This window comes from Psychrobacillus sp. FSL K6-1464, assembly GCF_038003145.1.
Classification (GTDB): domain Bacteria; phylum Bacillota; class Bacilli; order Bacillales_A; family Planococcaceae; genus Psychrobacillus; species Psychrobacillus psychrotolerans.
This window is the reverse complement of the sequence record NZ_JBBOOP010000001.1, coordinates 1,169,965-1,183,312: the sequence shown is the minus strand read 5'-3', so window position 1 is coordinate 1,183,312 and position 13,348 is coordinate 1,169,965. Positions and strand designations below refer to the sequence as shown.

Annotated in this window: 16 protein-coding genes and 1 other annotated feature (1 of these 17 cut by a window edge); all 16 genes read right to left on the bottom strand. The window is 35.3% G+C overall.

The genetic code is table 11. The annotated features are described in order from the left end of the window. Positions 1-117, bottom strand: a binding site (T-box leader); it reaches 105 nt to the left of the window's first position. Between the two features lie 49 nt (positions 118-166). The 16 genes from MKX39_RS05635 to MKX39_RS05560 all read right to left on the bottom strand — a co-directional run bounded on the left by MKX39_RS05635 (position 167) and on the right by MKX39_RS05560 (position 13,344). Continuing rightward, on the bottom strand, positions 167-676 hold the full coding sequence (locus MKX39_RS05635) for a DivIVA domain-containing protein (protein WP_093535290.1): 510 nt from the start codon (positions 674-676) through the stop codon (positions 167-169). A gap of 98 nt (positions 677-774) precedes the next feature. Further along, positions 775-1,563 (bottom strand): YlmH family RNA-binding protein, encoded by a 789-nt coding sequence (locus MKX39_RS05630; protein WP_093535292.1) that lies wholly within the window; start codon positions 1,561-1,563, stop codon positions 775-777. A 48-nt stretch (positions 1,564-1,611) separates the two neighbouring features. Then, positions 1,612-1,875 carry a YggT family protein gene (locus MKX39_RS05625; protein ID WP_093535294.1) on the bottom strand — a complete coding sequence of 88 codons (264 nt, stop codon included), beginning with the start codon at positions 1,873-1,875 and terminating at the stop codon, positions 1,612-1,614. 18 nt (positions 1,876-1,893) lie between these two features. Next, positions 1,894-2,367: a cell division protein SepF gene (locus MKX39_RS05620; RefSeq protein ID WP_340761877.1), complete on the bottom strand. Its 474-nt coding sequence runs from the start codon at positions 2,365-2,367 to the stop codon at positions 1,894-1,896. A gap of 1 nt (position 2,368) precedes the next feature. Further along, on the bottom strand, positions 2,369-3,061 hold the full coding sequence (locus tag MKX39_RS05615) for a YggS family pyridoxal phosphate-dependent enzyme (protein WP_093535298.1): 693 nt from the start codon (positions 3,059-3,061) through the stop codon (positions 2,369-2,371). A gap of 80 nt (positions 3,062-3,141) precedes the next feature. Further along, entirely contained in the window at positions 3,142-3,375 is a 234-nt protein-coding gene (locus MKX39_RS05610; protein WP_093535300.1) for a YlmC/YmxH family sporulation protein, read from the bottom strand. A gap of 285 nt (positions 3,376-3,660) precedes the next feature. Then, positions 3,661-4,440, bottom strand: a complete 780-nt coding sequence (gene sigG, locus MKX39_RS05605; RefSeq protein ID WP_093535302.1) for an RNA polymerase sporulation sigma factor SigG — start codon at positions 4,438-4,440, stop codon at positions 3,661-3,663. Between the two features lie 89 nt (positions 4,441-4,529). Continuing rightward, a complete protein-coding gene (gene sigE, locus MKX39_RS05600; RefSeq protein ID WP_093535304.1) occupies positions 4,530-5,237 on the bottom strand; it encodes an RNA polymerase sporulation sigma factor SigE in 708 nt (235 codons plus the stop codon). Then, a complete protein-coding gene (locus MKX39_RS05595) occupies positions 5,237-6,079 on the bottom strand; it encodes a sigma-E processing peptidase SpoIIGA (protein WP_093535306.1) in 843 nt (280 codons plus the stop codon). Before MKX39_RS05595 ends, sigE begins: the two co-directional genes overlap by 1 nt. A 958-nt stretch (positions 6,080-7,037) precedes the next feature. Further along, positions 7,038-8,198, bottom strand: coding sequence for a cell division protein FtsZ (gene ftsZ / locus MKX39_RS05590; protein WP_093535308.1), 1,161 nt, complete (start codon positions 8,196-8,198; stop codon positions 7,038-7,040). A gap of 42 nt (positions 8,199-8,240) precedes the next feature. Further along, positions 8,241-9,530: a cell division protein FtsA gene (gene ftsA, locus MKX39_RS05585; RefSeq protein ID WP_093535310.1), complete on the bottom strand. Its 1,290-nt coding sequence runs from the start codon at positions 9,528-9,530 to the stop codon at positions 8,241-8,243. 103 nt (positions 9,531-9,633) lie between these two features. Beyond that, the gene (locus tag MKX39_RS05580; protein ID WP_093535312.1) at positions 9,634-9,981 is read right to left on the bottom strand and encodes a small basic family protein; all 348 of its coding nucleotides are present in this window, start codon (positions 9,979-9,981) and stop codon (positions 9,634-9,636) included. Position 9,982: 1 nt separating this feature from the next. Beyond that, on the bottom strand, positions 9,983-10,705 hold the full coding sequence (locus MKX39_RS05575) for a DUF881 domain-containing protein (RefSeq protein WP_093535314.1): 723 nt from the start codon (positions 10,703-10,705) through the stop codon (positions 9,983-9,985). 81 nt (positions 10,706-10,786) lie between these two features. Continuing rightward, a complete protein-coding gene (locus MKX39_RS05570; RefSeq protein ID WP_093535741.1) occupies positions 10,787-11,458 on the bottom strand; it encodes a DUF881 domain-containing protein in 672 nt (223 codons plus the stop codon). A gap of 31 nt (positions 11,459-11,489) precedes the next feature. After that, positions 11,490-12,287, bottom strand: coding sequence for a cell division protein FtsQ/DivIB (locus tag MKX39_RS05565; protein WP_340768688.1), 798 nt, complete (start codon positions 12,285-12,287; stop codon positions 11,490-11,492). A gap of 1 nt (position 12,288) precedes the next feature. After that, positions 12,289-13,344: an FtsW/RodA/SpoVE family cell cycle protein gene (locus tag MKX39_RS05560; protein ID WP_322788060.1), complete on the bottom strand. Its 1,056-nt coding sequence runs from the start codon at positions 13,342-13,344 to the stop codon at positions 12,289-12,291. Positions 13,345-13,348 lie beyond the last annotated feature (4 nt).

Sequence of the window (13,348 nt, the reverse complement as noted above, 5' to 3'; positions counted from 1 at the left end):
AAAGTTCAGTGCCCTTGCTCCAAAGTGATAATCTAAAGAGTTTATATTCCTGAGCTCTCACCATCCTCAGGTCGCTTTATCAAAAACAAATTTAGACGTCTTTTTCTACGCATATTATATGATATGAAATTATTATAGGTAAAGTATGGCGATGAGTCAAGAAATGTTAATCTTCTGTTACAGATAGTCGATCAATTACTTCTGTATCCACATCATATTGCATTAAATGATTCCAATCATCAGTATTGATTAAGTCTAACTGTGCTTCTACTAACATTTTAAAGCGATTGCGGAAAACTTTTGATTGTTTCTTGAGATCCTCTATTTCCATCGCAATTCTTCTAGCTTTCGTTAAAGCTTCATTAACGATTCGGTCAGCATTTTTCTCTGCCTCTTTCACAATCAGCTTCGCTTCTTTTTGTGAATTGCGACGGACTTCTTCTGCAGCCTCCTGAGCAACGACAATGGATTTATGTAGTGTTTCTTCAATCGAAGTAAAATGACCAACCTGTTCGCTTGATGTTTTAAGCTTTGTTTCTAATTCTTTTTTTTCTTTCGTCAAAATTTCAAGGTCTTTCATTATTTGGTCAAGGAATTCATTTACTTCATCTTCATTGTACCCTCTAAATCCTTTACTAAATTCCTTGTTATGTATATCAAGTGGTGTTAGTGGCATTTTAACATCTCCTTCACTTTACTAAACTTATATTCTTTCTCCCATTATACATTTCTACGAGATTGAATACATCTATATTTGAAATATTCTTATAAAAATTAATTTTTTAGTTCTAATCTACCTATTTGTAATCGAATTTTATCTTTTTTTGTCCTGCCTTCCATCATGATTAATTTCACTCTTCCATGTCCTCTTATAGAAATGAGATCGAGTTCTTGTAATTCAAGGGATACTTGATCTTTCTCGGACCAGTTCACTTTCACTTTCCCACTTTGAATAAGAGATGCAGACTTTTGACGAGAAATATTAAAAATTGAGGCAATTACAGTGTCTAAACGGAGTGAGCTTACCGTTAAGGTCTCAGTCATCCATTCCTCCTGTTGAACAAAATAGTCTTGTGGATTTCCTACATCATCGATATGAACTTTCACTTTTCCAATAGATGTAAAATTAGCTCGTACATAATCCAGTACCTCTAAAGCTACCACGAACTGAATGGCACCATCTTGTACACGTATATCTCCAAATTTACTCCGATCAATTCCTAAGGACATCATCGAACCAAGCACGTCCTTATGTTTTAACGTTACAAATTTAGTAGGGTAATGGACCTCAACTACTCTCATAGAGAAATCAATTTCCGATGGCACATAATAGGAAGGAAACAATAGAACTCTTCTTCTCTCCGCATCCTCTAATGCACCTTCAGCGCTAGAACCAATATCTTCATATTGTCTACGAATCGAGTCTACTATAAATTGTTGCCTAGGATCTAGAAAGTCCGTTAACTTAGGTGCATATCGGTCCTCTACTTCCCGCATCATACTTACAACCTGCTCAATAAAAGGCTGTTCTTCTTTTCTAAAATGTTGCAATACATTTTCCATTATAATATTTCCCTTTCAATTATAGTAAAAAACCCCACGGAAGTGAGGTTAGAGAACTATATTAGCTATATAATATATACCCGTCATTGCTAGGTTTAATACAAAAATTGCAACGATTGGTGAAATATCAATCATTCCTAGTGGTGGAATAATTTTTCTAAACGGTTCTAAGTATGGTTCACAAATTCTACCTAAAAACTTCCCGAAACTCGATTGTTGAATGCTAGGTACCCAAGACATTAAAATATATGCAATTAATGCATACGAATAAATTCGAACACCTAAACTTAATAAAGTTAAAACTAATGCCATAGTATAATTACTCCTCTGTTAATCTAGGTCGTTATAGTAATAATCCGATATTGCTCCATCGACTTCTACTGAATCGGGTGCACAAAGGAATATATCCGTACCTATTCTTTGTATATCTCCACCTAAAGCGTACACTGTTCCACTTAAAAAGTCGATAATTCGAATTCCTTGTTCCTTGTCAATACGTTGCAAATTTACAATCACTGCTTTTTTACTTTTTAAGTGTTCAGATATATCTTGTGCTTCTGCATATACTCTTGGCTCTATTAATATTACTTTGGAAGACTTTTGGACATTTTGAATACTAACAAGATTAGGAGTATTTATTTCCTTAGGCGTGGTATTGAATTTACGTTCTTTAGGTACTGACTTTGCTGTTTGTTGCTTTATATTGTTATCTGCCGTTTTTTGTTGTTGAGGTCTTGACTGCTGCGTTTCTGATGCTTCCTCTTCTTCATCTAAGTAAAAGAAATTTTTCATCCAGTTTTTCATGCTATTCAATACCCTCCTTCTCTTTTCCAACCAATGCTGTTCCAATTCTTATAAAGGTAGCACCTTCTTCTATTGCTATTTCATAGTCTCCAGACATTCCCATGGAAAGTTCTGTACAAGGTGCGTTAACTATTTGTTTAGCTGCTATTTTACTTTGAAGTTGCTTCAATTTTTGAAAAACATTTCGGATGATTGTGTCATCTTCTGTATTAGGAGCCATCGTCATAAGTCCAATAACACGAATTTTTTCATGGTTGTGGAGTTGATCTATAAATGCTTCTACTTCATCATAAGGAAGACCATGCTTTGACTCTTCTTGCGATACGTTTACTTGTACAAAACAATCCTTCGTAGAGGTAGCTCTTTTCTCAATTTCATCTGCAAGACTCATCCGATCCAATGAATGGAGGTATTTTATATGATTAATTACTGATTTCACTTTTCTTGTTTGAAGTGACCCTATGTAATGCCATTGAACATCACTAGAAATGGCATCTAACTTCTTCTTTAAACCCTCTGGTCTATTTTCACCCAAATGCATAACACGATTCTCGATTACTTCATTTGTTCGATTAACAGAAACTTCCTTTGTAACTGCAATTAGAGTTATATCTTCTAACTTTCTATTTGCTCGATTGCTAGCACTTTGCATACGTTGTTGAATTTGTTCTAAATTTTGTTTTACATTTGTCATTCGAAACCCAACTTTTCATCAATTGTTTATATTTATTGTATCAATGAAAAGTTGTTTTATCAATGAAGAACATTATAAGACTATATTTTTGAGACAATTATAACATCTTTTCCAATTATCGCTATATTTTGTACTGCTATTTTCTTCGTTTCTCTTTTTTTATTAAAAAAAGTTGGATAAGCGCCATTTTCCTCTACTATAAATGAAATAATAAAACCAGTGTCTTTATCAATTTCTGCATCCACGATATAGCCTAATAATTGACCACTTTTCGCTTCTATTACTTCTTTTTGCTGTGCATCTGAAAATTTCATCACTAACCCCCTTTATTTAGTATATGAACGAAATAGGAAAAAAACCCATTCCATTATGATGAAACCTTTGTTTGGATTTACTCATAAGGGAACTCTTTTACTAGCTTTGTTAGGATGAATACACACTTTCAACAACATGCTTTCGTCAAAGTTTTACACGCAAACCGGGAAATATTAACCCAGGGACTTGCAAAACGTATTAACTATTGTCGTTTTCTAAATTTATGAAACAGAAAAACGTTTTTTTCTATAAAGAAAAAAACGTCTGTCTTTGCTGAAGTAATATTATGGATTCAATTGACTTTGAATAGTTGATAAAGCACTCTTTTCCAATCGAGATATCTGCGCTTGTGATAGCCCTAAGTCCATCGCTATTTCTGTTTGCGTTGCACCATAGTAAATTCTCTTCGTTAATATTTTCTTTTGTCTTGTATCTAGCTTCTGAAAACTTTCTTTCACAGTAAAATAAGTGACCCATTGATCTTCCGATACATCATTGTCGCATAATTGGTCCATCATATAAATAGCATCGCCACCGTCACTGAATATCGGTTCTTGCAAAGACACTGGATCCTGAATGGCATCTAAAGCAATTAAAATATCTTCCACCGGAATATCTAGCTCTTTGGATAAATCATCCAAGGTTGGCTCTTGTAAATGCTCGTTTATAAACTGTTCCTTTGCTTTCATAGCTTTATATGCAATATCTCTCAAAGATCTTGATACTCGTACTGAATGGTGATCACGTAAATGTCTTTTTATTTCTCCAATAATCATAGGAACTGCATACGTAGAAAAACGGACGTTATGCTTTAGATCGAAGTTCTCAATAGACTTGATGAGTCCAATACAACCAACTTGAAACAGATCATCAGCTTGCTCTCCCCTGTAAGCAAACCTTTGTACTAGACTTAAAACTAACCTTAAATTACACATTACTAGTTCGTCTTTAACAGATTCTTCACCAGCTTGTAATCGGATAAATAATTCTTTCATTTCTTCATGCTTAAGTAAAGGAAGCTTAGATGTATCAATGCCGCATAATTCAACTTTTGTTCTCGTCATAGATCTTCCTCCGGACTTTTTAATTGTTCTAAGTCAGTTTGTCCGGTATAGGTAAGATTATTCTTTATGATACTATCCAATTTCACCCATTAAGCAATAGGTTCGTTTAAGAGCTCCTTTAAATCCAATATTATTTTCTTTTCTAATCGGGATATATATGATTGTGAAATACCTAAATGATCAGCAACTTCTTTTTGAGTCATTTCTTCCTTGCCGTTTAACCCAAACCGACATTGCATTATATATTTTTCTCTATTTCCAAGTAAATTTATTGCTTCGAACACATGTTGGCGCTCTAGTTTTTTTTCCACATCTTCAATGATTAAATCTTCACTAGTCCCTAAAATATCTGATAATAATAGTTCATTGCCATCTGAATCCGAATTTAAAGGTTCATCAAAAGAAACCTCTGACTTCATACGGTTCGTCTTTCGTAAATGCATTAAAATTTCGTTCTCTATACATCTAGATGCATAAGTGGCAAGCTTGATACCTTTATCTAGATTAAATGTTTCTACTGCCTTTATAAGACCTATAGAACCAATACTTATAAGATCTTCTATATTTGTATTTGTTTGATCAAATCTTCTCGCAATATAAACAACTAACCTTAAGTTTCTTTCAATTAGTACATCTCTTGCATGATCATCGCCATCCATAAATGCGAGTAACATTTCTCTTTCTTCTTCTCTCGATAATGGTTTAGGTAATGATTCATTGCCTCCAATATAATGTACACTTTTTCGTCTAAAAGATAGTACCCAATAATAAACTTTACGGAACCATTTCATCAGCATTAGCCTACACTCCTTTTCTTCAAGTGAAAATATGAGGAACTTTGCAGTATTCCATCCGCCTCATGTGGAAACTTTTCTTTTGCTTTCGTCATCACAATATATCCTTTAGGTAACGGTTGACCGTCAACCAACCACTGATCATACTTGATACCAATAACCCATGTTTTATGTTTTTGTATCGTTGCAATTGGTATTAATCGTAATTTGCTAACATACTCTTTTGGTATCTTATCCAAACTAGCACTTCCCTCAAACTCCCATTCACTAATTGCTTTAAATAACTCATATGGTAATATCTCTTGCAACATTTCTGCCGCTACAAAGTGAACAGGATCATTGGATAATGGTTCTGTACACACATTTCCCGAATCTATAAAAAGGGTTAATTCTTGAGAAACTCCAAATAACGTAACGTTGGATGAATATAATAGCTCTCTTTCGGAATTTGCTATATTTAAATGCAATACATTTTTTGTCAAAAAATATAAACCACCAGTCGCTATTAAGGCAAAATTAATAATCATAAACAAATTACCACTATTGTCATACAAAGGTGCGATAGCTGTAAGCAATCCTCCAGCAAAGACACTAGCAAGTAATGTTAATATAATTGCTTTAATTATCTGTGAACGTTTTTTCCAAAAAGCGATTGAAATCATTACAAAAAACGATAAAAATATTGCGAATAAAGAATGAGAGAAAACGACTGTAATTACTCCAGCTGTTAGAGCAGAAAGAAATAAATACCTTTTCTGATTTTCAATCCACCCAATTTTATTGGCAAATGCTAAAACGGTGTAATTGAAAAAAGTATTGGTTACAATCATTACTTCCGCATACATAACTTCCCTCCTTTTGATTAAAGCTTAGCATCTAAAGTGTAAGAAATTTGTCAAAAGACCGTTCAAAAACGTTCTTTTTTTACGACATAATAATAACTAGGAAAAATTTTGATTTAACAAAAAGTCGTGTAAAGTTTATATCCTCCATCTTTGTAATGCATAAGAAAAACCGGGCAAAAGATACACGGTCCTTGAAGGTAAAAACCTGTTTCTATCGTTTCTGGAGTGCTTTGGACAGAAGTTTTGCTGTATGATTACCGATTGATTTTTTTTAAGATGGTGTTCGTGACTGACGTCACGAACACCATCCCTTTTTCTCAGTAATCTTTGGCATTTGTCTTTCCGCCGCCCTCCTACAACTTTTAGAAACAGGTTAGTTCGGTTTTGGATAACTAGAGAATAAATACTAACTATTAATAGAGAAAGCTCTCGAAGATGTAATTTCGTTTGCAATTTTGCTGTTTTACTTAATGAACACTTATTATTTCTCTTAATTTCCACCAGTATGAAAGAAAATCTACTTTCTTCATCCTTCTTTGGATTATAGTATTTCTAATTGAAAAGCGATTACAAATAATTGGTTACTTTCTAATTTTTGACCAACCTGATCATCTAAGCGAAAAACAATGCTATACCCTTATAGTGGAGTACTACTTATATTTGATTGCAGTGGCAGGTGGCGACTCCAGTGGGATGAGTGAGACAGATGAGATATCACATCGACGCGTTAGCGACGGTGATAGCTCATCGCTCACCCCACGGAGGACAAAAAGATGTTGGTCACGAAGGCATTGCCACACGATGTGGCGCTCTTAGTCTTTGAACCCCACTTGAAACGGAAATCAGCAGGATAATCCATTCAAAGAAGTTATCATGAACCCAGTATTAACGATAACTTTTATATACTTACTCAAAAAAAAAAAGCAACCACCGAAGTGATTGCTTTTTGCATATTAATTTAGTTTCTGCGTTGACGATTTCTTAAGAAAGTTGGGATATCTAACGCATCCTCTTGTTGGTTATGAGAAACATGACGTTCTTGTTGAGGCGCTTGTTGTTGCGGCACTTCTTCTTTACGTTGTTCTCTAATAGGTGCTGTTGTTGGTTGTTGTGGTGCTCTGTTTCCACCAAATCCTGTGCTACGCGGTTGTTTTTGTGTGATTAACTCTTCATTGAATCCTGTTGCAATTACAGTTACAACTATTTCATCTTTTAAGTTATCATTAATAACCGAACCGAAGATCATATTAACTTCTTCATCGGATGCAGAGGCAACAATATCAGCTGCTTCTTGCACTTCAAATAGACTTAAGTTAGATCCACCAGTAATATTCATCAAGACTCCTGTCGCACCGTCTATTGAAGTTTCAAGCAGTGGACTTGAAATAGCCTTTTTCGCCGCTTCAGCTGCACGATTTTCTCCTGCAGAAATACCGATACCCATCAGAGCAGCACCTTTGTTAGACATAATAGTTTTAACATCTGCAAAGTCAAGATTGATAAGACCAGGTACAGCGATCAAATCAGAAATACCTTGAACCCCTTGACGTAAAACATTATCCGCTTCTCTGAATGCTTCTAGCATTGGCGTGTTTTTATCAACGATTTCTAACAAACGATCATTTGGAATGACGATTAATGTGTCTACTGATTCTTTCATCATACTAATTCCACCTACTGCTTGAGTAGCACGTTTACGCCCCTCAAAAGTAAATGGACGTGTTACAACACCTACTGTTAATGCCCCTAAATCACGTGCGATTTGAGCAATAACTGGTGCTGCACCAGTTCCAGTACCGCCACCCATACCGGCTGTTACGAATACCATATCCGCTCCTCTAAGAGCTTCCTCGATTAACTCTTTACTTTCTTCAGCTGCTTTTTTCCCGACTTCAGGGTTTGCTCCTGCACCAAGTCCACGAGTTAGTTTTCCACCAATTTGTAATTTCACTTCGGCTTTTGACATATTAAGTGCTTGCGCATCCGTATTAACAGCGATAAAATCTACACCTTGAACACCATGTTCAATCATACGATTTACAGCGTTATTACCGCCACCACCTACTCCAATAACTTTAATGATCGCTAATTGATCTTCATTTGTTTCAAATTCTAACATGCTATTGCCTCCTATGTTCTATCTGCTATGATAAATGGTTTGTTATTCAAAAAACTTGTCAAAAAATCTCTTTGCTTTTGTCATGGCGCTATCCTTGTGTTCATTAGTCGATTGAGCAGACTGTTTTTGTTTTTTAGAAACGGCAACTGCTTCATTTGAAACCGAATGCGCTAACGCATGGCTATCACCAATTTTACCATAGAAAAGATCTTCTTTATAGGCATATCTTATAAGACCAACTGCAGTTGTATATTGAGGTTCTCGAACCCCAATGTAATCTGGAGTATATAGTCTCACTCTTGTTTGAAGGATATGTCTTGCTAACTGTCCTAAGCCTTCTAGTTTAGAAACTCCACCAGTAATAACTACTCCGCCTGGTAAGTCTTGTAACCCAAGTCGATAAAATTCTTCTAGAACCATTTCAAATAATTCCTCTAGTCGAACTCCAATGATTTCCGCAATATAACGTTGTGAGTATTGTTCTTTCATATCTGCACCTATTACTGGTACTTCAAATAGTTCATCATCTGAAGCATCATCATAGAAAGCATGTCCATATTTTAGTTTAATCATTTCAGCTTGTTCAGTTGGTGTTTTTAAGACAATCGATAAATCTTTTGTAATATGGTCACCGCCAACTGGAATAACGGAAGTGCTGACTAAATGGCCTTCATTGAAAATAGCAATCGTCGTGGAACCACCACCTATATCGATATAAGCTGTCCCATGATTTTTTTCGTCTTCCGTTAATGCAAAGTGTCCACCAGCTAAAGGCTGTAAGTAAATCTCTCTAATTTGAAGGCCAGCTCTTTCCACACATCTTAACACGTTATGTAAAATTGTTTTGGATGTAGTCATCATAATACCGTCAAGCTCCAAACGTGTCCCGATCATTCCACGTGGATCCTTAATTTCTTCTAAGTGATCGACGATGAATTGTTTTGGTGCTATATTAATAAGCTCTCTCTCAGGAGGAATAGACATAACTTGAGCTGACTCTATAACACGTTCTAAGTCACCATCAGTTATTTCTCTATCATCACGATTAACAGCCACTACTCCCTTAACATTTTGTATATTTGCCATATTTGCCGGAATACCTAATACAATTTCATTAATAGACATACCGATCATTCTTTCGGCTTCACTTACCGCTTTTTTAATTGATTGAACTGTTGCATCTATATCTACGATGGTGCCTTTTCTAATTCCGTTTGATTTTACATTTCCAACACCAATTACGTGCAGCGAGTCTTCATTCATTTCGCCTATTAAGACCTTAATGGAAGACGACCCAATATCTAGTGATACGTATAATTCTGATTGATTCAACCCGTGGCACCTCCTAAGAACTCTTTATTTATTATTCTAGTGTAAAAATAGTATAAAGTCTAAAATTTTCTAAAGAAATAGTCAATTTAAACCTAATAATTTATTAATTTTTTCTTTCTGACCATTTTGTGAGCAAAATTCGACGGATAACTGCTATATTCTGAAATAATCGTACACCAAACGCAAAAATCGCCGCTAGGTATAAATCTATCCCTAAGTGTACACCTAAAAATGCTAAAGCTGCAGCAAGGGCTATATTGAAGAAAAATCCTGAAACGAATACTTTGTCATCATAGACATGCTGTAGATGTGCACGTATGCCTCCAAATAGAGTATCAAGTGCTGCCAATACCGCTATAGACAAATAGCTTTCATATATTTCAGGGATTTGTATTTCCGTTAATAAACCGAGGGAAATCCCAAGTATCAGCCCTAATAATGGCAACCACATTTCATGACTCCCCTTCCGGTACTTCTTTTAAGAATTGGTTATTTAGAGCTTGGTCATAAGAGGAAATCGTGATATTTTGCTCGGGCTTACCAATCTTCAGTTTTAAATTATCAATATAAAAGTCATCTCCGATTGTGGAGGCCTCTAACTGATTATACATTTTTTGCGCATCCTCAAAAGTGGAGGTTCCAATTTTAATAGTAAATGGTGCATTTCTTACTGGTATATTATTCACTGTAGTTTTACCATTTACATCTCTAATTGGGGAAGAATAGATAATTCGTTTACCATCCACTTCAATATCATTTGCTTTAAAACGATTGATTTCATTGATAAGTCGGATGAGCAAATCTGGTGAAATACCTTCCACAGGTTGTCCAAGTGCTACGCTTTCTAAGGATGGCTCCACTTTAATAATAATTCCTGGACCCGTATGTTCAACCAGACCTATATCTTTTTTTAATTGTTCTACTGTATCCTGTAAAGCAAGTTCTGCACTTTCGCTTACCATGTTTCCATATTTCAAGATTGTTTGATCTAATACATAAATTTCCGAAAGCAGCTCGGAATGTGTTTCGGTTTCTTTGGATAATTCTTGACGAATAGCCCATATATCTCGTGTATCTCTTGTTTCAGGATTTTGAACTGTGTTAAATTGTATCGCTAACATAAATCCAATTATTAACAAAACTATAGTAAACCGAATATAGACGGTTTTTCTCATTATTCGGCCTCCTTAAATCCCGTTTTACTACCAGTGGGAATTGAAGAAACCCCACCCAGTTGAGTAGCATTACTATATTAGTTAGCTATAATCATCTTCACGTAAAGCAGGCATTGTTATTAAATCTTTTTCTCCTACAGTCACCACTATATTATCACTAGTAAGTTGGTCAACAACACCTCCTCCTAGATTTACGGAAGAAAGCAATACTTTCGGATCTCCTACTGCTTCAATCGTAAATGGTGCTGGAAAGGTCTTTCCATCTACTACAATCACTGGGCCTGTACATCTTATATAAGAGTTTGCATGAAGTCTTTGGCCATTAATAGATATAGCTTCTGCACCAGATATTTTAAGCTCATTAATCACTTTGAATACGTGACTTTCATGTACTATATAGTCATTTGGATTTTCTTGAGAAGGATTATAAGCTCCGTCTTCCAATGAAACAGTAATACCTTTTCCTTGTGAGGGAATATCTCCAATCAATAATCGAAGTATTTCTGCTTCCTCTACTAATTCTTCTACACTTTCTTCACTCTCTACAAAAGAATGTTCAAAAGCACGGATTTTTTGTTGCTTATCAGTAATTTCTTCTGTTAGCTCTTTATTGCGTTCTTTTTGTTCCACTAATTTTTCTCTATACTTTTCTTGTTCTTGGAAATTCGAGAGATTTGAAGCGTTTTTTTCGTTATCTTCAGATGAGATACTATACGAATATGCAAGTATAAATCCTAACACTAAACTTACCATCGATATAGTAATAAGCCCTCTAGATGGTACTTTAAGGAGTTTGGTCTTCTTCACTTTCCACAACCTCCTCTTCTACTGGTACATTATACACATCTTTAAATGGTTGGAAAAATGTCCCTACTTCCAAATCAATAACACCCTTCACTTCGGGATTTAGCTGAGAAACAATGGAAGGATAAAAATTCATTTTTTCTCCGAATGACGGAATGATCGCCTTAACTTCATTTCCATCATTCATAAATACTTGGATAGAGTATGCATCATTTTCAGTTGGTGCATATTTAATTTGAGAAATACCTGTTAACACTTCGCTGTCCAATACTTTTAATTCTTTTATCATCCTCAAACGGTTTTTTTCATTGTCAAAACCTGAAAAGATAGGTCCATCCTTTGGTAAAACTTGTCCATCTGTTTTAATAATCTGTCCATTTTCTAAAATTATATGAAGAAAATCTCCATCCTCTAAATAACCTATTTGATGAAACTCATTAACTTGAATATGAACGGATGTTAACCACTTTCGCTTAACTTGAACTGATTCTATCCATGCGTTCTTAGCCAAGAGGTTTTCAATTTTACTTTCATTAAAACTCCACATCGACTCGCCAATATTCAAGGTACTCTCCTCTATGTACAATTCTTTAGGTACTAGTTTTTCACCGTTCACTGTAATCTTTTGAACCTGACTGTAAGAGGATTGAAAATATAAAACTATTAATAACGTAGTAACAAAGAGAAAAAGTAGAATGGAAAATTTTTTATTTGTTCTACGTCTTCTGCGTTCTTTTAAGGTAGGTATACGATCTTCAATATCGATGATTTTTTCCATTCTACCGCCTCCCTTCTTTTTCAGTTTCTTGAGCTAAGTTTAAAATAATTCCAATAATCCCCCAGGTCATCACTAACGAAGAACCTCCATAACTGATGAATGGCAAGGTTACCCCAGTCACTGGCAATAGACCTGTAACTACCCCCATATTTAAAAATGTTTGTACTGCTAATAGAGAGGTAAATCCAATAATCATTAACTGACGTTCACGTGTTTTTGCACGCGCAGCCATCGAAAAACTGGTTGAAAAAAACGTTAAAAATGCTAATACGATTATGAACCCACCGATGAAACCTGACTCCTCCAATAAAATAGAAAAGATGAAATCATTTTGTGGTTCAGGCAAATACAAAAACTTCTGGCGGCTATTTCCATACCCAAAACCAAATAATCCTGCTGGACCTATTGCAAGCAATGATTGTATTGCTTGAAATCCGGATCCCAGTGGGTCATTCCAAGGATCTAGAAAGGCTTGTATTCGCACAAGTCGGTATGGAGCAGAAACAATTAGCAGTACAAAAGCAATAATGCCACTCATACCTATCCAAAGAAAGAACTTGAACGGAAGTCCTGCTGCAAACAATAAAAAGAATACAGCAACAACCAATACAAAAGCGGAACCAAAGTCTGGTTGAACCATGATAAAGCCAATTGGCAATAATAACAAAAGGCCACTTTGAATATACATTTTCATTCTAGAATTTTTTACATTTGCTAGAGAGTTAGCTAACACTCCTAATACTGCTATTTTAGCTAACTCTGCTGGTTGAAAATTCATAAATCCAAGAGAAATCCAACTTTGTGATCCATTTCGAACCACTCCAATACCAGGGATTAAAACGCCGATTAGCATGAGAATTGCAACTATATATAATCCTCTCCAAAATCCATCAGACCGTATGAAACTTGCCTTTTGAATAATGAAGGCTCCAACTATCCCTACAATAAGATATGCTGCTTGTTTTAATGCAAATGGCATTTGTCCTTTGTAATGGACTTCGCTCCAATAGGAACCCGCTGAGTGGACAAAGAATATACCAATGATGGATAAAAACAATACA